General features: G+C 74.7%; 22 protein-coding genes. 14 read left to right on the forward strand and 8 right to left on the reverse strand.

Annotated elements, in window-relative coordinates:
- Window positions 1–171 precede the first annotated feature (171 nt).
- Together ACYVOF_RS02070 and ACYVOF_RS02075 are read left to right on the forward strand one after the other, a co-directional pair.
- Window positions 172–846, forward strand: coding sequence for a PadR family transcriptional regulator (locus tag ACYVOF_RS02070; protein WP_460863817.1), 675 nt, complete (start codon window positions 172–174; stop codon window positions 844–846).
- Window positions 839–1,921: an inositol-3-phosphate synthase gene (locus tag ACYVOF_RS02075; protein WP_460863819.1), complete on the forward strand. Its 1,083-nt coding sequence runs from the start codon at window positions 839–841 to the stop codon at window positions 1,919–1,921. The genes ACYVOF_RS02070 and ACYVOF_RS02075 overlap by 8 nt, the downstream gene beginning before the upstream one ends.
- 88 nt (window positions 1,922–2,009) lie before the next feature.
- Here the strand turns inward: ACYVOF_RS02075 and ACYVOF_RS02080 are convergent, their stop codons facing one another.
- On the reverse strand, window positions 2,010–2,594 hold the full coding sequence (locus ACYVOF_RS02080; protein ID WP_460863821.1) for a beta-class carbonic anhydrase: 585 nt from the start codon (window positions 2,592–2,594) through the stop codon (window positions 2,010–2,012).
- Window positions 2,595–2,681: 87 nt separating this feature from the next.
- Between ACYVOF_RS02080 and ACYVOF_RS02085 the strand changes: the two genes are divergently transcribed.
- Both ACYVOF_RS02085 and ACYVOF_RS02090 read left to right on the forward strand, forming a co-directional pair.
- Window positions 2,682–3,461, forward strand: a complete 780-nt coding sequence (locus ACYVOF_RS02085) for an LLM class F420-dependent oxidoreductase (protein ID WP_460863822.1) — start codon at window positions 2,682–2,684, stop codon at window positions 3,459–3,461.
- A 35-nt stretch (window positions 3,462–3,496) separates the two neighbouring features.
- A complete protein-coding gene (locus ACYVOF_RS02090; RefSeq protein WP_460864090.1) occupies window positions 3,497–4,975 on the forward strand; it encodes a carboxyl transferase domain-containing protein in 1,479 nt (492 codons plus the stop codon).
- 194 nt (window positions 4,976–5,169) lie between these two features.
- Here ACYVOF_RS02090 and ACYVOF_RS02095 read toward each other — a convergent pair whose 3' ends face one another.
- Complete coding sequence (locus tag ACYVOF_RS02095) at window positions 5,170–6,216, reverse strand: NAD(P)-dependent alcohol dehydrogenase (protein ID WP_460863824.1); 1,047 nt, start codon at window positions 6,214–6,216, stop codon at window positions 5,170–5,172.
- A gap of 223 nt (window positions 6,217–6,439) precedes the next feature.
- Between ACYVOF_RS02095 and cynS the strand changes: the two genes are divergently transcribed.
- From cynS to ACYVOF_RS02120, 5 genes are all read left to right on the forward strand, one after another.
- Complete coding sequence (cynS, locus tag ACYVOF_RS02100) at window positions 6,440–6,886, forward strand: cyanase (protein WP_460863826.1); 447 nt, start codon at window positions 6,440–6,442, stop codon at window positions 6,884–6,886.
- Between the two features lie 2 nt (window positions 6,887–6,888).
- Window positions 6,889–7,572 (forward strand): SDR family oxidoreductase, encoded by a 684-nt coding sequence (locus tag ACYVOF_RS02105; protein WP_460864091.1) that lies wholly within the window; start codon window positions 6,889–6,891, stop codon window positions 7,570–7,572.
- Window positions 7,573–7,603: 31 nt separating this feature from the next.
- Complete coding sequence (locus tag ACYVOF_RS02110) at window positions 7,604–8,032, forward strand: type II toxin-antitoxin system Rv0910 family toxin (RefSeq protein WP_460863828.1); 429 nt, start codon at window positions 7,604–7,606, stop codon at window positions 8,030–8,032.
- A 300-nt stretch (window positions 8,033–8,332) separates the two neighbouring features.
- Entirely contained in the window at window positions 8,333–9,697 is a 1,365-nt protein-coding gene (locus tag ACYVOF_RS02115; protein WP_460864092.1) for an acetamidase/formamidase family protein, read from the forward strand.
- A gap of 100 nt (window positions 9,698–9,797) precedes the next feature.
- Window positions 9,798–10,274, forward strand: coding sequence for a group I truncated hemoglobin (locus ACYVOF_RS02120; protein ID WP_460863830.1), 477 nt, complete (start codon window positions 9,798–9,800; stop codon window positions 10,272–10,274).
- Window positions 10,275–10,302: 28 nt separating this feature from the next.
- On the opposite strand, the gene ACYVOF_RS02125 is transcribed toward ACYVOF_RS02120, so the two are convergent.
- From ACYVOF_RS02125 to leuS, 3 genes are all read right to left on the reverse strand, one after another.
- A complete protein-coding gene (locus ACYVOF_RS02125; RefSeq protein ID WP_460863831.1) occupies window positions 10,303–10,902 on the reverse strand; it encodes an isochorismatase family protein in 600 nt (199 codons plus the stop codon).
- 19 nt (window positions 10,903–10,921) lie between these two features.
- Complete coding sequence (locus ACYVOF_RS02130) at window positions 10,922–11,533, reverse strand: hypothetical protein (protein WP_460863833.1); 612 nt, start codon at window positions 11,531–11,533, stop codon at window positions 10,922–10,924.
- A 359-nt stretch (window positions 11,534–11,892) separates the two neighbouring features.
- Window positions 11,893–14,760: a leucine--tRNA ligase gene (gene leuS / locus ACYVOF_RS02135; protein ID WP_460863835.1), complete on the reverse strand. Its 2,868-nt coding sequence runs from the start codon at window positions 14,758–14,760 to the stop codon at window positions 11,893–11,895.
- A 249-nt stretch (window positions 14,761–15,009) separates the two neighbouring features.
- Here leuS and ACYVOF_RS02140 point away from each other — a divergent pair, with 249 nt between their 5' ends.
- Window positions 15,010–15,555, forward strand: coding sequence for a DinB family protein (locus tag ACYVOF_RS02140; protein WP_460863836.1), 546 nt, complete (start codon window positions 15,010–15,012; stop codon window positions 15,553–15,555).
- A gap of 302 nt (window positions 15,556–15,857) precedes the next feature.
- On the forward strand, window positions 15,858–17,894 hold the full coding sequence (locus ACYVOF_RS02145) for a hypothetical protein (protein ID WP_460863837.1): 2,037 nt from the start codon (window positions 15,858–15,860) through the stop codon (window positions 17,892–17,894).
- Window positions 17,895–17,984: 90 nt separating this feature from the next.
- On the opposite strand, the gene ACYVOF_RS02150 is transcribed toward ACYVOF_RS02145, so the two are convergent.
- Complete coding sequence (locus ACYVOF_RS02150; protein ID WP_460863839.1) at window positions 17,985–19,583, reverse strand: phospholipase D family protein; 1,599 nt, start codon at window positions 19,581–19,583, stop codon at window positions 17,985–17,987.
- Between the two features lie 157 nt (window positions 19,584–19,740).
- On the opposite strand from ACYVOF_RS02150, the gene ACYVOF_RS02155 reads away from it, so the two are divergent.
- From ACYVOF_RS02155 to ACYVOF_RS02165, 3 genes are read left to right on the forward strand one after another with little or no spacing between them, the layout of a single operon-like run.
- Window positions 19,741–20,184, forward strand: a complete 444-nt coding sequence (locus ACYVOF_RS02155) for a nitroreductase family deazaflavin-dependent oxidoreductase (protein WP_460863840.1) — start codon at window positions 19,741–19,743, stop codon at window positions 20,182–20,184.
- A 26-nt stretch (window positions 20,185–20,210) separates the two neighbouring features.
- On the forward strand, window positions 20,211–20,474 hold the full coding sequence (locus tag ACYVOF_RS02160; protein ID WP_460863841.1) for a DUF2568 domain-containing protein: 264 nt from the start codon (window positions 20,211–20,213) through the stop codon (window positions 20,472–20,474).
- Window positions 20,475–20,494: 20 nt separating this feature from the next.
- Complete coding sequence (locus tag ACYVOF_RS02165) at window positions 20,495–20,923, forward strand: SdpI family protein (protein ID WP_460863843.1); 429 nt, start codon at window positions 20,495–20,497, stop codon at window positions 20,921–20,923.
- A 17-nt stretch (window positions 20,924–20,940) separates the two neighbouring features.
- Here the strand turns inward: ACYVOF_RS02165 and ACYVOF_RS02170 are convergent, their stop codons facing one another.
- Both ACYVOF_RS02170 and ACYVOF_RS02175 read right to left on the reverse strand, forming a co-directional pair.
- Window positions 20,941–21,342, reverse strand: coding sequence for a RidA family protein (locus tag ACYVOF_RS02170; RefSeq protein ID WP_460863844.1), 402 nt, complete (start codon window positions 21,340–21,342; stop codon window positions 20,941–20,943).
- Complete coding sequence (locus tag ACYVOF_RS02175) at window positions 21,339–21,962, reverse strand: hypothetical protein (protein ID WP_460863846.1); 624 nt, start codon at window positions 21,960–21,962, stop codon at window positions 21,339–21,341. Before ACYVOF_RS02175 ends, ACYVOF_RS02170 begins: the two co-directional genes overlap by 4 nt.
- Window positions 21,963–21,988 lie beyond the last annotated feature (26 nt).

Raw genomic sequence — 21,988 nt, forward strand, 5'->3', positions numbered from 1 at the left:
CCGGTCCAGGGCGCCGGGGACCCGTCCACCCCCGGCCCCGCGGGCCACGCCGGCGGGGTGGCACGGCACCAGGTAGCGCACACCTATCGGTGCGATACAGTGGCGTTCTGCATCACGCAGGTGAGCGTGGGGTGCCGTCCGGGTGCCCCGCAGGTGTCGGGGAGGTGGACCGTGCTGGAGATGGCCATCCTCGGGCTCCTGCACGAGGCACCGATGCACGGCTACGAGCTGCGCAAGCGGCTCACCGGGCTCCTCGGCGCGTTCCGCGCGTTCTCGTACGGCTCGCTCTACCCCACGCTCCGGCGCCTGCAGGCCGACGGCCTCATCTCCGAGGACGCCGACCCGGAGGGCACCGGGACCCGTCGCCGCGCGCGGCGGGTCTACCACCTCACCGTCGAGGGCAAGGAGCGCTTCGTCGACCTGCTGGCCGACACCGGCCCGCAGACCTTCACCGACGACGGCTTCGGCGTGCACCTGGCGTTCTTCAGCCGCACGCCCGCGGAGGTGCGCATGCGCATCCTCGAGGGCAGGCGGCGCCAGGTCGAGGAGCGACGCGAGGGGCTGCGGTCCCAGGTGGCGAAGGCCAGCAAGTCGCTCGACCGCTACACCCACCAGCTCCACCGGCTCGGACTCGAGACCAGCGAGCGCGAGGTCCGCTGGCTCAACGAGCTCATCGCCGCCGAGGGTGACGCACCCGACACGGCACCACCCCCCGGGAGCACCCCGCCCCCGGGAGGTGACGGGGTCCCCGTCGACACCGACGTCGACACCCCACCCACCACCACACCGGCCACCGACGCCCCCGCGGACGTCACCGGAGATGAAGGAGAAGCCCGCAATGGCTGAGAACAGCAGCGGCACAGTGCGCGTGGCGATCGTGGGCGTGGGCAACTGCGCCTCGTCCCTCGTGCAGGGTGTCGTGTACTACGCCGACGCCGACCCGGAGGCCCGCGTGCCGGGGCTCATGCACGTCAAGTTCGGCCCGTACCACGTCAAGGACGTCGAGTTCGTCGCCGCCTTCGACGTCGACGCCAAGAAGGTCGGCTTCGACCTCAACGAGGCGATCGGGTCGAGCGAGAACAACACCATCAAGATCGCCGACGTGCCGCCCACCGGCGTGACCGTCCAGCGCGGCAACACCCTCGACGGTCTCGGGTCCTACTACCGCGACACGATCACCGAGGACGACACCGACCCGGTCGACGTGGTCAAGGCGCTCAAGGACGCCCGCGCCGACGTCGTGGTCTGCTACCTGCCCGTCGGCTCCGAGGACGCGGCCAAGTTCTACGCCCAGTGCGCCATCGACGCGGGCTGCGCCTTCGTCAACGCGCTGCCCGTCTTCATCGCCTCCGACCCGGTCTGGGCGAAGAAGTTCGAGGACGCGGGCCTGCCGATCGTCGGCGACGACATCAAGAGCCAGGTCGGCGCGACCATCACCCACCGCGTGCTGGCCCGGCTGTTCGAGGAGCGCGGCGTGCAGCTCGACCGCACCATGCAGCTCAACGTCGGCGGCAACATGGACTTCAAGAACATGCTCGAGCGCACCCGCCTGGAGTCGAAGAAGATCTCCAAGACCCAGGCCGTCACCTCGAACCTGCACCGCGAGCTGGGCGCCAAGAACGTCCACATCGGTCCCTCGGACTACGTGGCGTGGCTCGACGACCGCAAGTGGGCCTACGTCCGCCTCGAGGGTCGCGCCTTCGGCGACGTCCCGCTGAACCTGGAGTACAAGCTCGAGGTCTGGGACTCCCCCAACTCGGCCGGCATCATCATCGACGCCGTCCGCGCGGCCAAGATCGCCAAGGACCGCGGCGTCGGCGGCCCGGTGTTCGCCGCGTCGAGCTACCTGATGAAGAGCCCGCCGCGCCAGCTGCCCGACGACGAGGCCCGCACCGAGCTCGAGGGCTTCATCAACGGCTGACCGCCCCCAGCACGACGACGGCCCGTCCACCCGCGCGGTGGGCGGGCCGTCGTCGTCGGGTCCGGGCGGTGCGGGTCCGGGCGGGGGCCTAGCCGGTGGTGGTCGGGTCCACGACGACGAGCACCCGGCCCGTCTCGACGTCGTAGCGCCAGCCGGCCACCTCGACGCCCGCGGGCAGCAGGTCGAAGTCCCGGACCAGCGCGACGTCCGCGGCCAGGTCGGCGTCCGGGTCGGCGATGGTGCGGAAGGTGAAGTCGACCGGGTCGCGGCCCAGCGCGGTGCCGATGCGGGCACCCACCTCCGTGTCGGTCGACTTCATCATCGCGCAGTCGGTGTGCTGCATGACCGCGATGCGCCGCACCCCGAGGCTGTGCGCGGCCAGGGTCAGCGAGCGCAGCGTGTCCTCGGTGACCCGCCCCCCGGCGTTGCGCATGATCTTCGCGTCGCCCGGGACGAGGCCGAGCATGCTCAGCGGCTCGATGCGGCTGTCCATGCAGGTGACCAGGGCGAAACCGCTGGTGGCGAAGCCGGCCAGGCCCTGCAGGTGGAACCGGGCGGCGTAGCGCTCGTTGTCGGCGAGCAGCTCGTCGAACCCCGAGCGTTCCCGCGGGCCCCCGGTGGAGTCGAAGGCGGTGGTCGAGTCGGTCTGGGGCGCGGCGCTGTCCTCGGTCACGGCGCGATCGTAGGCACGCGGGCGGGCCGGGGGCGAGGCCCGGGTCACGCCGCGTGGCGCACCCGGGGGAGGCGGTAGCGTCCGGCCATGGCCCTCGAGCACCCCGTGAAGATCGGCGTCCAGCTCCAGCCCCAGCACGCGCCGGACTACGGCCTGATCCGCGACGCGGTGCTCCGCGCCGAGGACCTCGGGGTCGACGTCGTCTTCAACTGGGACCACTTCTACCCCCTCTACGGCGACGCCGACGGCGCCCACTTCGAGTGCTGGACGATGCTCGCCGCCTGGGCCGAGCAGACCGAGCGGGTGGAGCTCGGCGCCCTGGTCTCCGGGGGCGGCTACCGCAACCCGGACCTGCTCGCGGACATGGCCCGCACCGTCGACCACATCTCCGGCGGCCGGCTCATCCTCGGCATCGGCGGCGGCTGGTTCGAGAAGGACTACCAGCAGTACGGCTACGACTTCGGCACCCCCGGCTCCCGGCTGCGCCTGCTGGGGGAGAACCTGGCGCGCATCGAGTCGCGCCTGGCCGCGCTCAACCCGGCGCCGACCCGCGAGATCCCCGTCCTCATCGGCGGCGGCGGGGAGCGCAAGACGCTGCGGCTGGTCGCGCAGCACGCGCACGTCTGGCACTGCTTCGCCGACCTGGAGACGCTGCGGCGCAAGTCGGAGATCCTCGCCGGGCACTGCGCGGACGTGGGCCGCGACCCGGCCACCATCGCCCGCTCGGTGGCGTTCCCGAAGGAGGGGGCGGCCGCGGCCGAGGAGCTCGTGGCCGCGGGGGCGTCGCTGTTCACCGTCGGCACCGGGGGCCCCGACTACGACCTCGACGAGGTCGCCGCGGCCGTGCGCTGGCGCGACTCGCGCTGAGCCGCTCCGTGACCGACCACCCCGACCTGGCCGACATGCTGGCCACGGTGCTCGACCCGGGCTCGTTCGAGTCCTGGGACGGCCCGCTCGTGGCGGTGCCCGCCACCGAGGACCACGCCGCCGCGCTGGCCCGGGCCCGGGAGCGCACCGGCACCGACGAGGCCGTCCGCACCGGTCGGGGCACCGTGCGCGGCCGGCCCGTCGCCGTGGTGGGGTGCGAGTTCGGGTTCCTCGGCGGCTCCATCGGCGTGGCCGCGGCCGAGCGGCTCGTCACCGCCGTGGAGCGCGCGACGGCCGAGCGGCTGCCGCTGCTCGCGTCCACCGCCTCCGGCGGCACGCGCATGTTCGAGGGCACCGTCGCGTTCCTGCAGATGGTGAAGATCTCCGCGGCCGTCACCGCGCACAAGGCGGCCGGGCTCGCCTACCTGGTGCACCTGCGCCACCCCACGACCGGCGGGGTGTTCGCGTCCTGGGGCTCGCTGGGGCACGTCACCGTGGCCGAGCCGAAGGCCCTCGTCGGCTTCCTGGGGCCCCGGGTGTTCGAGGCGCTCTACGACGAGCCGTTCCCCACCGGGGTGCAGACGGCGGAGAACCTGCGCCGCCACGGCCTGCTCGACGCGGTGCTGCCCGCGGACAAGCTCCCGGAGATCCTCGACCGCGCGCTGGCCGTGCTCACGGGGGTCGACGCCGTGCCCCGCCCCGCCGCGGCCCCGGTCGCCGAGGAGGTCCCGGCCGTCGACGCGTGGGAGTGCGTGCTGCGCTCGCGGGACGAGGCCCGCCCGGGGGTGCGCGAGCTGCTCCGCACCGCCGCGACGGAGGTGACCCCGCTCAACGGCACCGCCCAGGGCGAGACCGACCCGACGCTGCTGCTCGCCCTGGCCCGGTTCACGGGTGCGGACGGCACCGGGGTGCCCTGCGTGGTGCTGGGCCAGGACCGCTCCCGGGAGTCCCGCGAGCCCCTCGGCCCGGCCGCGCTGCGCACCGCGCGCCGCGGGATGCGGCTGGCCGAGGAGCTGGGGCTGCCGCTGCTCACGGTGGTCGACACGGCGGGGGCGGCGCTCTCGGCCGCGGCCGAGGAGGGCGGGCTGGCCGGGGAGATCGCGCGCTGCCTGGCCGACCTCATCACCCTGCGGGCACCGTCGGTGTCGTTGCTGCTAGGCCAGGGCAGCGGGGGTGCGGCGCTGGCGCTGCTCCCGGCCGACCGGGTGCTGGCCGCGCAGCACGCCTGGCTCTCGCCGTTGCCGCCCGAGGGGGCCAGCGCGATCGTGCACCGCACGCCGGACCGGGCCCCGGAGATGGCGCGGGCCCAGGGCATCGACTCCGCGTCGCTGGCCGCGGCCGGCATCGTCGACCGCCGGCTGCCCGAGCACCCCGATGCCGCCGCCGAGCCGCGCGCCTTCTGCGGCCGGGTGGGCACGGCGCTCGCCGCCGAGCTGGCCTGGGTGCTGGCGGCCGACCCGGCGACGCGCGTGGCCCGCCGCGCCGCCCGCTACCGCTCGATCGGTCTGGCCTGACCGGCCCGCTCACCGCATCCCGCGGGCTCGCAGAACGGGGTCGTGCGTCGTCCCGGCCCACTCGATCGTGCGTCCGGGCCCCCAGGGGGCCGTCGCGACGATCGAGTGGGTGCAGGCGTCCCGCGCGGCGCACCGGGCCCCGGACGCCACGACGCCCCCGGCCAGCAGGCCGGGGGCGTCGTGAGCAGCGGCGACTAGTCAGACATCGTCGCAGTGTCGATGACGAAGCGGTAGCGCACGTCGGAGTCGACGACGCGGTCCCAGGCGTCGGTGATCTCGTCGGCGCCGATCTTCTCGATCTGCGCGCCGATGTGGTGCTCGGCGCAGAAGTTCAGCATCTCCTGGGTCTCGGGGATGCCCCCGATCATGGAGCCGGCCCAGATCTTGCCGCCACCGATGAGGCCGAAGGCGGGCACCTCGAGCGGGTCGGCCGGGGCGCCCACGCTGACCAGCGCGCCGCGGGCCTTGAGCAGGCCCAGGTACTTCTCCATCGGCAGGGTCGCGGAGACCGTGTTGACGATGAGGTCGAAGGTGCCGGCGAGCTTCTCGAAGGTCTCGTCGTCCGACGTCGCGTAGTAGTGGTCGGCGCCGAACTTCTTGCCGTCCTCCTCCTTCGAGAGCGTCTGCGAGAGCACGGTGACCTCGGCGCCCATGGCGGCGGCGATCTGCACGCCCATGTGGCCGAGCCCGCCCATGCCGACGATGGCGACGTTCTTGCCCGGGCCCGCACCCCAGTGGTTCAGGGGCGAGTACAGGGTGATCCCGGCGCACAGCAGCGGGGCGGCCACGTCGAGCTCGATGCCCTCGGGGATGCCGAGCACGTAGTTCTCGTCGACGACGATCTGCTGGGAGTAGCCGCCGTCGGTGGGCTTGCCGTCGAGCATGCCGCCGTAGGTGCCGACGTTGCCCTCGAGGCAGAACTGCTCCTCGCCGGCCTTGCAGTACTCGCACTTGCCGCAGGAGGACACCATGCAGCCGACGCCGACGCGGTCGCCGACCTGGTACTTCTTCACGGCGCTGCCGACCTCGGACACGGTGCCGGCGATCTCGTGGCCGGGGACCAGCGGGTAGTTCGCCTGGCCCCACTCGTCACGACCGGTGTGGATGTCGGAGTGGCAGATGCCGGCGAAGGCGATGTCGATGCGGACGTCCTCGGGGTTGAGGTCGCGACGCTCGATCGTCGTCTTCTCGAACGGCTCCTTGGGGCCCGGGGTGGCGTAGGCGTTGACCGTGGTGGGCACTGGCTCTCCTTCTGATCAGGGGGTCGGACACGTCGTCGGACCGGCGGGAGGCGCAGCGACGTGCGCACCCGTGCATCGGTCCACGTCCGATAGTTCTCGACCCGCCCCGGGTCCGCACGTCGAGGGGCCCGCGAGTGGGAAGTGCCCCGATCGGGAATAGGCCCCCGTGCCCGGATCGTCCCGGCGGGGTGCGCGGCGACGGTCGCTCGACCACGATGGGCCCATGACGACGAAGCAGGAGGCCGCCGCCCAGGTGCGGACGGCCCGGACCGAGCTCGGACTGACCTGGGCGAGCATCGCCGAGGCGGTGGGCCGACCCGTCGCGTGGACGACGGCCGCACTGCTGGGCCAGCACCCGATGAGCGAGGACGAGGCGCGGCGCGCGGCGGACCTGCTGGAGCTGGGGGGCGACGTCGTCACCGCGCTGCGCGAGCAGCCCTCGCGCGGCAGCGGCACCCCGGGCCTGCCGACGGACCCCACCGAGTACCGCTTCCACGAGGCGCTCTCGGTCTACGGCCCCACCATCAAGGAGCTGATCCACGAGCAGTTCGGCGACGGCATCATGAGCGCCATCAACTTCCGGCTTGACGTGGCGCGGCGCGCGGACCCGGCGGGCGACCGCGTGGTGGTCACGTTCGACGGCAAGTTCCTCCCCTACCAGTGGGAGTGAGCGTGCGGCCCACCGCGCTGGTGACCGGCGCGACCCGCGGGCTGGGCCTGGCCGTCGCGCAGGCGCTGGCCCCGACCCACGACGTGCTCGTCGGCGGCCGCGACGCGGACGCGGTGGACGCGGTCTGCGCCGGGCTCCCCGGTGCCCGGGCGTTCGTGGCCCCGCTGACCGACGATGCCGCGCTGGCGCAGGCGTGCGCGGGCATCGGGTCCCTCGACGTGCTGGTACACAGCGCCGGGGTCGGCGACCTGGGCACGGTCGAGGAGAGCGGGGCCGACCTGTGGCGCCGCACCCTCGAGGTCAACGTCGTCGCCGTCGCCGAGCTGACCCGGCTGCTGCTGCCGGCGCTGCGCGCCGCGCGCGGGCACGTCGTCGCGATCAACTCGGGCGCCGGGCTGTCCGCGAAGCCGGGCTGGGGCGCCTACGCGGCGAGCAAGTTCGCGCTGCGGGCGCTGACGGACGCGCTGCGCGAGGAGGAGGTGGGCCACGGCGTGCGCGTCACCTCGGTGCACCCGGGCCGGATCGACACCGACATGCAGCGGGCCGTCGTCGAGCACGAGGGCGGCACCTACCGGGCCGAGGACTTCCTCACGCCCCAGACGGTGGCGGCCGCCGTGCTGGCCGCCGTGCAGACGCCGCGCGACGCGCAGCCGACGGAGGTCGTCCTGCGGCCGCTGGCCCGATGAGGGCACCGACCACGACCCGCAGGAGGCCGACGTGGCGTCGCTGACCGTCACCGAGGAGCTGCCCATGAGCCCGGCGCAGGCGTGGGCGGCAGCGTCGGACCTGGGCCGGTTCGAGCAGTGGATGACGATCCACGCCGGCTGGCTCTCACCCCTGCCCGACCACCTCGAGCAGGGCACGCAGGTGTCGTCCAAGGTCACCATGGTGGGCGTCAGCAACCGCATCGACTGGACCGTCACCCGCTACGACGAGCCCACCCGCATCAGCCTCACGGGCCGCGGCCGCGGCGGGGTCAGGATCGCGCTGGACATGACGGTGAGCGGCTCCGGGGACTCCTGCAGCGTGACGATGGCCGCGGAGTTCGGCGGCGGGATCCTGCGCGGGCCGGTCAGCTCGGTCGTCCGCCGGGCGCTGCGGGGCGACATGCACCGCTCGGTGCGCAACCTGGCCAAGGTGTCCTGACCACCGTCCTGGGCGGCGGCGCCCGGTCGCGGTGTGCACGACCGGGCTGCGCGCCCCGGTGCCCTCGCCCCACCCCTCCCGGGGCGACGGCAGCACGCGGGCCAAAGTACCTAGCCGGGCTCACGACCGCCATGACCGCGGTCACACCTCGTCACCCACCGTGGTCGCCGACGCACGACACGGCACCGACACACCTCCGTCACACCGGCTCCCTACGGTCCGACGGCGCCGCCCCGCGGCGCGCCGCCGACCCGAGGAGCCCCCGTGAGCGACCGCGACACGACCGCTGCCACCGCCGCCCTGCTCGCCCGCGACCTGCCTGCCGGCGCGCTCGCGCCCGGCGGCGTCGCCCGGCGCAGCTTCCTGCGGGCCGTCGCCCTGGTGGGGGCGGGCGCGGGCGTCGCCGCGTGCTCCTCCGGCACCTCCGGGTCCACCACGACGGCCTCGGCCACGGCCGCGTCGACCGCGGCGGCGGGCACGTCCGGGGCCGTCCTGCAGCCCGGCTCGGGGGAGCTGACGGCCGACCACTACCTGGCCTCGAACCCCGACGAGGTGCTGTGGGGCTACGTCCCGACGACCTCGGCCACCCCCGTGGCCCGGATGCGCTCGGGGGAGACGATCACCATCGACGCCCTCTCCCACGAGGGCATCCTCGAGGACCAGGGCCGCGACCCCGTCGCCTGGTTCGGCGGCCAGGGGGTGGCCCGCGGTGACGTCCTCGACGACGCGGTCGCGGTGGCCGCCGAGTACACCCGCACCCCGCGCAGCTTCGACGTCGACGGCCCCCACGTGGTCACCGGACCGGTGTTCGTCGAGGGGGCGCAGCCCGGCGACGTGCTCAAGATCGAGACCCTCGCAGCCGTGCCCCGCGTGCCCTACGGGGTCGTCTCCAGCCGGCACGGCAAGGGCGCCCTGGCCCGGACGAAGGACGGCGGCGCCCCGGACGGCCTCACCCTGGCCGAGGTGATGCCCCCGGTGACCACCGACGGCCGCAGCACGGGCGACCCGCTGCGCTACGGCAACGTCAGCACCTTCACCGCCGTCGAGGACGGGATGGGCGTGATGCGCTACGGGCAGGCGTCGGTGCGCTTCCCGCTCAAGCCCTTCCTCGGGATGATGGGCGTGGCCTACGCCAGCGCCCCGGGGCTGACGTCGCCGGAGGCGAACTCGGTGCCGCCGACGCTGGGCGGCGGCAACATCGACATCGGCCTGCTCGGCCCGGGCAGCACCTTCTACCTGCCGGTCTTCGCCGAGGGCGCGCTGTTCTACGTCGGCGACCCCCACATGGGCATGGGCGACGGCGAGGTGGCGCTGACGGCCATGGAGGGCTCGCTGCGCGGCACGTTCCGGCTGACAGTGTGCAAGGCGGGCTCGGGGGACGCCCCGTCGGTCGCCTACCGCTACCCGTTCGCGGAGACCGCCGACCTGTGGGTGCCGATCGGGCTGTCCGACCCCGACGGCTCCGTCGGCGGCCAGCAGTCCGACCTGGGCGTCTCCCTGCGCCGGGCGGTGGTCAACGCGCTGGACTTCCTCGAGACCGACCGCGGCATGGACCGCGCGGTGGCCTACGCCTACCTCTCCGCCGCGGCCGACTTCCACGTCTCGCAGGTGGTGGACAAGACCGTCGGGGTGCACGGCTCGATCAGCAAGGCGCACTTCGGCTGAGGTGATCGGTTGTGCACTCTTGACTCGCACCCGGCCGGGCTGCACTGTGATGGGGACCACACGCCGTGGCGGGCCCGCCCGCCGCCGAGGAGGGGGACCCGTGACCGACACCCAGCTGCACCCGACCGCGACCGAGATCCACGACCAGGGCGCGGCCGACGCCACGCCCGGCTCCCTCTACGACCGGCTCGGCGGCACCTACGCCATCGCGGGCGCGGTCGACGTGCTCGTCGACCGGCTGTTCGCCAACGTCGGGGTCAACGCCAACGAGGCCGTCCACGCCCACCACGGCGACCCGGCCAACGCCCCCGGGTACAAGTTCCTGGTCACGGCCTGGTCGATCGAGGCCGCCGGGGGGCCGAAGTGCTACCCGGGCCGCGACATGCTCGTCGGGCACGAGCACCTGCACATCGACACCGCCGGGTTCGACGCGGTGTGGACCGAGATCGACGCCACCCTGGCCTTCCTCGGCGTGCCCGGACCGGAGCGCACCGAGTTCATGGCGATCATCGAGCGGTTCCGCCCGGAGGTCGTCGACGGGGTTCGCGTCACCGAGGACCAGCCCGGCCTGCGCTGAGACGTCTCGGCCGCGTCGGGCGGACCCGTCAGACGACCGCGACGCCCGCCTCCTGCATCCGGGCCACGGCGCGCTCCCCGTCGCCCGCGGTGAGCTCGACGGGACGGGTCGCGTCGCGCAGCACCGTGGTGCCGTAGCCGAGGCGGCGGGCGTCGAGGGCCGTCTCGAGGACGCACACGTCGAGCGCGAGGCCGACCACGACGACGTCGGTCGCCCCGGCCTCGCGAAGCAGGTCGTCGAGCCCGGTGGGGGCGACCTCGCCCGTGCCGGGGTCGCGCTGGGAGAACCCGGAGTAGCCGTCCTCCCCGCCGGTCCCCTTGCGCACCACCGGCCCGGCGACCACGAGGTCGGGGTGCAGCTCCGCCCCGGGCGTGCCCGCCACGCAGTGCACGGGCCAGGTGCCGCCGTCCTTGGCGAAGTGCGGGGTGCTGGCCGGGTGCCAGTCCTGGGTGTAGAGCACGGGGGCGCCGGCGGCGCGGGCCGCCTCGACCTCGGCGTTGACCGCGGGCACGGTGTCCTCGCCCCCGGTGACGCTCAGGCCCCCGGTGGGGTCGGCGAAGTCGTGCTGGACGTCGACGACGACGAGCGCGGTGGTCGGCGAGTAGGTCGGGCGCGCGGCAGCGGTCACGGGGGTCAGCCTGCCCGAGTCAGCCGGGCATGTCCGCGGCGGCACGGCTCTGCCGCACCGTCCACTGGAACACCTGCTCGACGTCGGTGCCCGGGCCCGCCCGCACCACGGCGAGGTAGCGGCTGCCGTCGTAGTACAGCTCCTGCTCGACCACGCCCGTCGGGGAGGTGTGGTCGACCTCGGTCCCCTCCGTGCCCTCGGTGAGGCCCCAGGTGCGGGTGCTGCTGCCCGGCAGCGACCGCAGCTGGAACGCGGTGGCGTCGGTGACGGTGGGGAAGACGAGGTACAGCGCCCCGTCCACCGGCGAGCCGGCGTAGGCGCACCGGACGGCCCGCTGCGGCGGGGTCTCGGTGCCCGCCTGCAGCTCGGTCGGGTCCACCGGGACCTCGCCGCACGTCTCCGTGCCCGCGGTGATCATGGGGAACGCGCCCTCCAGGGTGTCCGGCGCGCCGGACCCACCCGTCGAGGTCGTGGTGGTCGTGGGGGGCGGGGTGCTGCTGGAGCGGGTGCGCGACGGCGTCGTGGCGCGCGCGGTGCTGGTCGCGGTGGCCGAGGTGCTGCCCGCCACCGACGGCCCGGACCCGCTGCGGCTGTACAGGACCAGGCCCCCCACGACGACGAGCAGGGCCACGACGAGCGCGGCCGCCAGCGCGACGGCCTTCCCGGTTCCCGGCGGCGGTGGCGGTGGCGGTGGCGGTGGGGCACCGGGGCCGGGGGGTGGGTACCCGCCCCGCGCCGCGGCGGGCGGTGGGTACCCACCCGGGCCCGCCGCCGGCGCTGCGTCGTCGGGGACCCAGAGCGCCCAGCCCGGGGGCGGCGGCCCCCAGGAGGGGTCGGGTGCCCAGCCGGGCGGGGGCTGCCAGCCCGCCGGGGGCTGCGGCCACGTCGGGGGTGGGTTGTAGCGCACGTCCGGCTCCCGTGGTCGACGACACGACGTGGCCGACGATGCTGCCAGACCGGCCCCGCCCGGGGGAGGCGTCCCGGCCGGGTCTACACGACCAGGTTGACCATCCGGCCCGGGACGACGATCACCTTGCGGGGCTCGCGGCCGGCGAGGAACGCCACCACCGCCGGGTCGGCCAGGGCGGCGGCCTCCACCGCGGCGGCGTCCGCGTCGGCCGCCACGTCCACCCGGCCGCGGACCTTGCCGCCCACCTGCACCGGGTAGGTGACGGTCTCCTCGACCAGCCAGCGCTCGTCGGCCGTGGGGAACGGGCCGTGGGCCAGCGAGCCCCGTCCGTCGGCGTCGCCGTGGCCCAGCCGCGCCCACAGCTCCTCGGCGACGTGGGGGGCCAGCGGGGCGAGCATGAGCACGAGCGGCTCGACGACCGACCGCGGCGCCCCGTCCGGGCAGGTCTTGGTGAGGTGGTTGGTCAGCTCGATGAGCTTGGCCACCGCGGTGTTGTCGCGCAGCGCCGCGTAGTCGGCGTGCACCCCCGCGATCGCGCGGTGCAGGGCCCGCTGCGTCGCGTCGTCGGGCTCGTCGTCGGTCACCCGCAGCGCGCCCGTCGCCTCGTCGACGACCAGGCGCCAGAGGCGTTGCAGGAAGCGGTGCGCGCCGACGACGTCCTTGGTCGCCCACGGCCGTGAGGTGTCGAGCGGGCCCATGGCCATCTCGTAGACGCGCAGGGTGTCCGCGCCGTAGAGCGCGCACATCTCGTCGGGGGAGACGCTGTTGCGCAGGCTCTTCCCCATCTTGCCGTACTCGCGGGTGACCTCGGCGCCCTCGAAGAAGAAGGCGCCGTCACGCTCGACGACCTCCTCCGCGGGCACGTGCACGCCGCGAGCGTCGGTGAACGCGTAGGCCTGGATGTAGCCCTGGTTGTACAGCCGGCGGAACGGCTCCGAGGAGCTGACGTGGCCCAGGTCGTGGAGCACCTTGTGCCAGAAGCGGGCGTAGAGCAGGTGCAGCACAGCGTGCTCGACGCCGCCGACGTAGAGGTCCACCCCGCCCGGGTCGGACGCGCCGTGCAAGTCCTCCCGCGGGCCCATCCAGTAGGCCTCGTTGGCGGGGTCGACGAAGCGCTCGGTGTTGGTGGGGTCGAGGTAGCGCAGCTCGTACCAGGAGCTGCCCGCCCACTGCGGCATGACGTTGGCGTCGCGGCGGTAGTGCTGCAGGCCGTCGCCCAGGTCGAGCTCGACGTCGATCCACTCGCTCGCCTTGGCCAGCGGCGGGCTGGGCTCGGAGTCGGCGTCGTCGGGGTCGAAGCTGACCACCTGGTAGTCGGCCACCTCGGGCAGCTCCACGGGCAGCGCGGAGTCGGGCAGCGCGTGCGGGGCGCCGTCGTCGTCGAAGACCACCGGGAACGGCTCGCCCCAGTAGCGCTGCCGGGCGAAGAGCCAGTCGCGCAGCTTGTAGGTGGTGGTGCCCGTACCCGTGCCCTGGGCCTCGAGGTGGGCGATGACGGCGGCCTTCGCCTCGGTGACCCCCATCCCGTCCAGGCTGAGTCCCCCGGGCACGCTCGAGGACACGGCCACCCCGTCCCCCGTCCACGCCGCCTGGGTGACATCGCCGCCGGAGACGACCTCGACGACCGGCAGGCCGAACACCCGGGCGAACTCCCAGTCGCGCTGGTCGTGCGCGGGCACGGCCATGATCGCGCCGGTGCCGTACCCGGTGAGGACGTAGTCGGCCAGGAACACCGGGACGGCCTCGCCGGAGACGGGGTTGACCACGGTGGCGCCGGTGAAGACGCCCGTCTTCTCCTTGTTCTCCTGCCGCTCCAGGTCGGACTTGCGGGCGACCTGCGCCCGGTAGGCGGCCACGGCCTCGGCCGGGGTGGCGGCACCGCCGGTCCAGCGCTCGTCGGTCCCCTCGGGCCAGGCGTCGGCGGTGAGCTGCTCGACGAGGCCGTGCTCGGGGGCCAGCACCACGTAGGTGGCGCCGAAGAGGGTGTCGGGCCGGGTGGTGAACACCTCGACGGGGCCGAAGCTCACCTGCGCGCCGCGCGAGCGCCCGATCCAGTTGCGCTGCATGGTCTTGACCTTCTCGGGCCAGTCCAGCAGGTCGAGGTCGTCGACGAGGCGGTCGTTGTAGGCGGTGATCCGCATCATCCACTGCCGCAACGTGCGTCGGAAGACGGGGAAGTTGCCGCGGTCGCTGCGGCCGTCGGCGGTGACCTCCTCGTTGGCCAGCACCGTGCCCAGGCCCGGGCACCAGTTGACCGGGGACTCCGAGAGGTAGACCAGCCGCTGGGCGTCGACGGCGGCGCGCTGCTCGGCGCGGGTCAGCGCGGCCCAGTCCCGGCCGTCGGGGGTCGCGCGCGTGCCGGCGGCGTACTCCGCCTCGAGCTCGGCGACGGGCCGGGCGCGGCCGGCCTCGGCGTCGAACCAGGCCCCGTGGATCTGCAGGAAGATCCACTGCGTCCAGCGGTAGAAGTCGACGTCGGTGGTGGCCACGCGGCGCTGCTCGTCGTGGCCCAGGCCCAGGCGGCGGATCTGCGCCAGGTAGCGCTCGATGTTGGCCTCGGTGGTGGTGCGCGGGTGCGTGCCCGTCTGCACGGCGTACTGCTCGGCGGGCAGGCCGAAGGAGTCGAACCCCATGGTGTGCAGGACGTTGCGCCCGGTCATGCGGTGGTAGCGGGCGTAGACGTCGGTGGCGATGAAGCCGAGCGGGTGCCCGACGTGCAGGCCCGCGCCCGAGGGGTACGGGAACATGTCCATCACGAAGAGCTTGTCCTCGGGGACGGCCGTGCCGTCGGTGGGCGCGAGCGGGCCGACGGGGTTGGCCGCGGCGAACGTGCGCTGCTCGGCCCAGCGCTGCTGCCAGCGGGCCTCGACCTCCCCGGCCAGGGCCGCGGTGTAGCGGTGGGCCGGGGCGTCGCCGGTGCTGGCGACGGTCGTCTCCGGGGTGGTCATGCGGGTGGGTCTCCTGGGCTCGGCGTCCACCCGGCGAGGACGTCCCCGGGTGCCGCTCCAGCCTAGGCGGGGTGCGGGGGCCGGGCCGTCGCCCCCGCGGGCGCCCGCAGCAGGCGTCCGGGTCCACGCGCGGGGGCCCCGCTGCGGTGATCACCAGGACGTCAGCGCGGTCGGGTGGCCCCGGGACCCACCTGGTGTCCTGGTGACCACGCCGCGGACCCCGGACCGGCCGGCTGCGAGACTGCGGCCGTGGTGGACCCCGGCGAGATCGTCGTGCCCGACGAGCCCGACACCCGCGACGGCGGGCCCATGACCGGCGGTGAGCGCGCGGTCCTCGACCACTGGGTCGACTTCTACCGGAGAACGCTGCTGCACAAGATCGCCGGCCTCGACGCCGAGCAGCTGGCCCGCCGCCCGCTGCCGCCGTCGACGCTGAGCCTGCTCGGCGTCCTGCGCCACCTCACCGAGGTCGAGGCCTACTGGCTGCGGGTGGTGCTGCTCGACGAGGCGGACGTGCCCGACCACTACTGCACCTCCACGAGCCGCGACGGGGACTTCGACGACGCCACCGCGGCGACCGCGGACGCCGACGTCGCCACCTACCGGGCCGAGCTGGTGACCACCCGCGCGAACGCCGCCGCCTGGACCGATCTCGACGGGCCCGTGCGAGGTCGGCGCCACGGCAACCCGGTCAACCTCCGGTGGATCCTGACCCACCTGGTCGAGGAGTACGCGCGCCACCTCGGCCACGTCGACCTGCTGCGCGAGGCCGTGGACGGTCGCACCGGTTACTGACCGGCGGGGTTGCAGGACGACGAGCTGGCCTGACGCGGTCCGGACCTCGAGCTGAGTACTGGTGACCTCGTCCTCGCGACCGCGCTGGTCCGAGGGGGTTTGCCCGGTTGCTGCCGATGTGGCTCACCTGTTCGAGTGAATGGTGCCGTAACCATTCCGATGACCCGTACGGGACTGCGACCTTTCGCGCGGTCCGCTCACGAGCCAGCACACGTCGTCGCGTCCGGGGAGACGTCACTAGAGCTGGGGTGCGAGTGGCCGCCCCGCTCCTGCCCCGTCCCACCGCACCTCTTGGAGTCGACGTGTCACAGTCCCACCACCACGACCCGGGCTCGTCGGAGCCCGCCCGGCCGCCACGCCGCCGGGACGCACGGCGCCGGCTCACCGCCGGCCTGCTCGGTCTGACCACCGCGATCGCGGTGGTCGGCCTGGCACCGTCCGCCGCCGCCCAGGGGGTGTCCACCGCTCCGGCGGCGGCGCCGAAGGCACTGCTCAACCTCGACACAGCGCCGGACGGGGCCAGCAGCTCCGAAGCCGTCGCCGCCACCGCCGCGGGGTTCGACGTCACGGTGGTCACGGGCGCGGAGTGGTCGACCCTGACCCAGGCGGACTTCGCCTCGTACCAGCTCCTCATCGCCGGTGACCCGAACGGCCAGGTCCCGACGTCGTTCTCCGCCAACGAGGCGACCTGGGGACCTGTCGTCATGGGCACCGCCGTGAACACCCGCGCGGGGAACCGCGTCGTCCTCGGGACCGACCCGACCGACCACGCGGGCTCCCACCCCGGTGCGAACGTCCTCATCGCCGACGGCATCGCCTTTGCCGGCGCGCAGCCCGGACGCACCGGCCTGTACTTCACGGCGTCGGAGGGTGCATTCGCCCAGGGCGGGGTCGCGCCCATCCTCCAGTCGTTGAGCAGCGGGACCGGGACGTGGACCGAGAACGACAGCCCGCCGTGCGGGGGCAACGTCGCCAAGGTCGCGTCGAACCCGCAGTTCGACTCGCTGAGCAGCAGCGACCTCGCGGGCTGGGGATGCTCGGTGCACGAGTCGTTCCCCACGTTCGCTGACGACTGGCTCCCGCTCGCCGTCGCCACCGACACGGCGAGCACGCCCGTGTGCGGGACCGACGCCGACACCGGCGCTACGGCCTGCGGTGAGCCGTACGTTCTCGTCGCCGGCTCCGGCGTCGTCGTGACCTCGCCGGACCTCGCGCTGACCCCGACGACCGGTTCCGACCCGGTCGGGTCGCCGCACACCGTCACCGCCTCCGTGACCCGCGGCGGCAGCCCCGTCGCGGGCCAGCTCGTGGTGTTCACCGTGACCGGGCAGAACGACGGTGCGACGGGGACGTGCAGCCCCGCGCCGTGCACCACCGACGCCAACGGCCAGGTCAGCTTCACCTACACCGGCACGAGCCCCGGGGACGACACGATCAACGTCAGCTTCACCGACGCCGCCTCCGGGACCAAGCAGCAGGCCACCGCGGCGGAGACGTGGACCGCTGCACCCATCACCGCCACGGGTGTCGCCGTGACCGCGTCGACCGGCGTCCCGGTCACCGCCCCGGTCGCGACCTTCACCGACCCGGACACCTCGGTCACCGCGGCCGCCTTCACCGCCAGCATCAGCTGGGGCGACGGGACCACGGCGTCGGCCGGGACGATCACCGGGGGCTCCGGCTCGTTCAGCGTCTCGGGCACGCACACCTACGCCACGCCCGGTGCCTTCACGGTGACGACCACGATCACCCCGACGGCCACCCCGTCCGGGGCCGTCACGGCGACCTCGACCGCGACCGTCGTCGCCTCCACCACGGTCAACACCTACGGGGTCTCGGGCACGGCCACGCGGCCCGGCGGCGCATCGATGCCCTTCGGCCCCGGCTCGCTGAAGGCGACGGTGGGTGCGACCGGCTTCACCGACGGGGTGCTGACCTTGCCGGGCATGACCTACACGGGCCGGCTGCTCGGCGTCGTGCCCGTCACGGTGACGGCGCACGTCGAGACCACCGGCCCCGTCACCGGCACGGTGACCGGGAGCTCGCTCGCGGTGGCGGGCTCGATCAACCTGGTCGTCGACCAGATCCTGGTCGCCGGACGCTTCCCGCTGCTCGCCCCGGGCGGCAGCTGCCGGACGACCACCCCGTCGGCGGTGACCCTGACCGGGCCCGCGACGACGCTGACCGCCGGGGGCACCCTGACGGGTTCCTACAGAGCGGCCGACTTCAGCGGGTGCGGTCCGTTCGGGTTCGCGCTCCAGCCGTTCCTGAGCTCCGCGGTCTCCGGCACGCCCACGGCCATCTCGGCCACCCTCGTGGGGCCGACGGCCACGCCGTAGCTCCCGGGCAGCGCCAGCACCAGGGCCGCCCCGTCCACCTCCGCACCGTGCGGGGTGGGCGGGGCGGCCCCGTCGGTGGGGGTGCCGCGCTCAGAAGCGGCTGCGGGCCCGCAGCGGGTAGGGCCGGCCGTCGGGGTCGACGGCCTCGCGGCGCACCGGGTCGAGCAGGTGGCGCAGCCACGCCGCGGGGGACGGTGTGCGGTGCCGGCGCAGCCGCCCGGTCGGCCGCGGCCCCTGCTCGCCGTCGTCGTGCCACCGCTCCAGGGCCGTCACCTGCGCGGTGATCGCCGCGACGGCGTCCATCGGGTCGAGCAGGTCGGCGTCGTCGCCCTCGGCGCGGCCGAGGTGCTCGCGCAGCAGCTCGAGGCGCAGCTCCCGGGCGAACACCCGGGCCCCGTCCCCGCGTCCGGACGGGTCGGTGGGCTCGCGGGGGTCGCGCGCGCCGTCGAGCACGGCGGCGGTGAGCTCCGAGTCGTGGGTCCAGCTGCGGCGGTTGAGGTTCGCGCTGCCGACCGCGGCCCACACGTCGTCGACTACGCACACCTTGGCGTGGACGTAGATGGGCAGCCCGGCCTCGTTCTCGATGTCGAGCACGTGCACCCGGTCCTCCCCCGCCCGGTGCAGCAGGTTGATGGCGCCGACCTGCCCCGAGTCCGACGCGGCCTTGGTCAGCGCGGCGTCGTCGTCGGGCAGCCGGGGCACCACGACGACGAGGTGCAGCTGCGGCTCCCGCTCCAGGGCCTCGGCGAACACGGCGGCGACGTCGGTGGACCACAGGTACTGGTCCTCGACGTAGACCAGCCGCCGCGCCCGGCGCAGCGCCTTGCGGTAGCCGAGCGCCACGCTGCGCTCGCCGCGCCGCGCGAACGGGTAGGTGGGGTGGCGCCGCGGGTAGGTGCGCAGCAGCTGCACCGCCGCGTCCCCGGCCGCCGGCGGGTCGGGCAGCCGCTCGGGCAGCTCCTGCGGGGTGCGGGTGACGGGGTGCAGCGCGTCGGCCACCACCCGCCACGGCAGCCGCGACGAGCCGGCCGGGTCCTCCCACCGCTCGCGGAACGTGTCGTCGACCTGGCCCACGGCGGGGCCGGTGATGCGCAGCTGCACGTCGTGCCAGGCGGGGGTCTCGCCGTAGGCCTCGGGGAACTCACGGGTCAGCGGGTCGCCGTGGTGCTCGGCGTCGTCGCGGCGGCCGCGGGCGAGGTCGATGCCCCCGACGAAGGCGACGTCGGCCGACGGGTCGTCCGGGTGGCGGACGACGACGAACTTCTGGTGGTGGCTGCCGGTGGAGCGGACCCGCTGGTCGAGCAGCACCTCGCCGCCGGCCTCCTCGAGGGTGTGGGCCAGGGTGCGGTTCTGCTCGCCCTGGAAGCCCATGACGTCGCCGTGGGACCGCCAGACCAGGCCCTTGACGACGGCGCCCCGCTCGGCGGCGCCGGTCAGCGCGTCCGACACCGTGGTGCCGTCGTCGTCGACGAGCTGGTCGTCGTCCCCGCGCCACTGGCTGAAGAACACGTGGTCGCCCTCGCCCACGTCCGCCAGCGCCTCGGCCAGCGCCGCGAAGTACGGCCGACCGTGGGCGAGGACCTCGGCGCGGTTGCCCTCCGACCAGGCCGGCAGCCGGGTGTCGTCGTTCGCGCGCTCGGTGGCGGTGAGCAGCCAGAGGTGGTCGTCGGACGACTCGCGGGGGGGCATGGCGGTCATGGTGGCAGCCCGGGGGGCGGGGGGCGCGTCCGGTTCGACCGGAGCAGTGCTCGCTGATGAGAGCAGTGCTCTTGACATCGGGGCGTCGAGAGCGGACCGTCGTCCCCAGAACGAGAGCACCGCTCTCGTCGAGACCTGGGAGCCCGCCATGACCGCCACCCGCTACCTCGCCCCCGACCGGTTCACCCGCACCGTCATGAACCCGGCGGTGACGTTCCTGACGCGCCGCGGGGTGAGCGTGTGGGGCAGCCGCGAGCTGCGGGTGCGCGGCCGCCGCAGCGGGGAGTGGCGCGCCACCCCGGTCAACGTGCTGCCCCTCGACGGCGAGCGCTACCTCGTCTCCCCCCGCGGGCACACCCAGTGGGTGCGCAACCTGCGGGTCGCCGGCACCGGGGAGCTGCGGGTCGGGCGGCGGACCGAGTCGTTCAGCGCCACCGAGCTGGCCGACGCCGACAAGACCCCGGTGCTGCGGGCCTACCTGCGGCGCTGGGCGTTCGAGGTGGGGCAGTTCTTCGACGGGCTGGACGCCGACTCCCCCGACGACGTGGTCGCCGCGGCTGCGCCCGGCGTCCCCGTGTTCCGGCTGTCGTGACGGGCCCGGCCGGGAGGGAGACGGCGGTGCGGCCGGTCGACGTCCTCGCCTTCACCGCCGAGCTCGGGGTCTACGTCGCTGCGGGGTGGTGGGGAGCGACGCGGGTTCTCCCGGTGCCGCTCCGGGCGCTGCTGGCGACCGTCCTCGTGGTCACGCTCGCGGCCGCCTGGGGGCTCCTGGCCTCGCCGAGGGCCCCGTGGCCGCTGACCGGGGCAGCGTCCGTCGCGTTCCGGGTGGGCTGGTTCGGTCTGGGCGCCGCGGCCCTGCTGGCGCTGCTGCTGCAGGGCTGAGCCCGCCGTACCCTGGGGGCATGGTCGTGGGAGTCGTGGTGACGGTGCTGCTGGGCGTGGGCGCGGTGGCGCTCGCCGGGATCGGCGTGGCCGGGCTGCTCGGCCGCCTGCCCCGCAACCGCTTCGTGGGCGTCCGCACCCCCGCCTCGCTGGCGTCGGTCGACGCCTTCGGCGTGGCCAACCGCGTGGCGGCCCCCGGCGTCCTGGCCGGGGCGGTCGCGCTGCTGCTGGGTGCCTTCGCGCCGGCCGCGTTCGGCGCGCTCGCCGGCACGGTCGTCGGAGTGCTCGCGCTGGTGGTGGGGCTGGTCGCCGTCGCCGCCGGCGGGTCCGCCGGTACCCGGGCCGCCGCGGCGGTGCCCGCGCCGGCGCAGTGCGCCCCGACCGCCTGCGCGTCGTGCACCGGCTGCTCGCTGGTCGGCGCGCACGACGCCCCGGCCGCCTCCGCCTGACCCCGGGCTCCCCGCCCCTAGGCGGGCGGTCCGGCGGCGATCACGTCGACCTCGACGACCGCGCCCACGGCCAGGCCCGTGACCCCGACGCAGGTGCGCGCGGGCAGCGGGCCGGTAAACCACGTCCGGTAGGCCTTGTTGAACGCAGTGAAGTCGGTGAAGTCCGTGAGGTAGACCCGCACCTGCAGCGCGTCGTCCCACGTCAGACCCATCCCGGCGAGCACGGCAGCCAGGTTGGCCCGCACCTGCTCGGCCTGGGCGAGCAGACCCCCGGCGACCAGCTCGCCGGTGGCGGGGTCCGTCGGCATCTGCCCGGTGCAGAAGACCAGGTCACCCCAGCGCGTCGCGTGGGCGAACGGGCCCACCGGCGGGGGCACGCCGTCGTCCGGGGAGAACGAGAACGTCTCCTTGGCCGTCACGGCGCGGGGCGGGCGAAGTGGTCCGCGGCCGCCGGGCGGTGCATGAGCCACACCGCGGACGCGACGAGCAGCAACGACACCAGGTTCGCCAGCCCGCTCAGGGTCAGCCCGGCGCTGACGCCGAGCAGCGAGAACAGCACGGAGACGACCCCCAGCACCGTCAGCGTGGTGCGGGCCCACCGGCGACCCTGCCGCATCCGGCGGACCAGCAGGCCCTCCACCGCCAGGAGCACCACCGTCAGCACGAGCCCCCCGACGAGGCCGGCGCCGACGGCGGACTCGGCCTGGCTGCGGGTCAGCCCGGAGGTGTCGGCGTCGAGGACGGCCGTAACGAGCGCGTCCCGGTCGACGAGCAGGATGCTGAGCAGCCCGGCGACGAGGCCGAGCGCGATGCTCGCCCACCACAGCTGGGCCGACAGCACGACCTCGGCGGGCGCGGGGTCCGGCCCGCGGCGCGCTGCGGGTGCGCGTGCCGGTGAGGGGGCCGGTGGGTGTGCGGGGGCCGGCGCCGGGGCGGCCCAGCCGGGGAACGCGCGGGGGTCGTCGTCCCACGACCCGCTGCGCACCCGATCGCTCCCGCCGGGGCGGGGGTCGTCCGGGGACGGGGGCAGGTCGGTCACGGTGACTCCTTGCAGGTGGCGGCCCG

It is taken from the genome of Rhodococcus aerolatus (genome assembly GCF_054783215.1).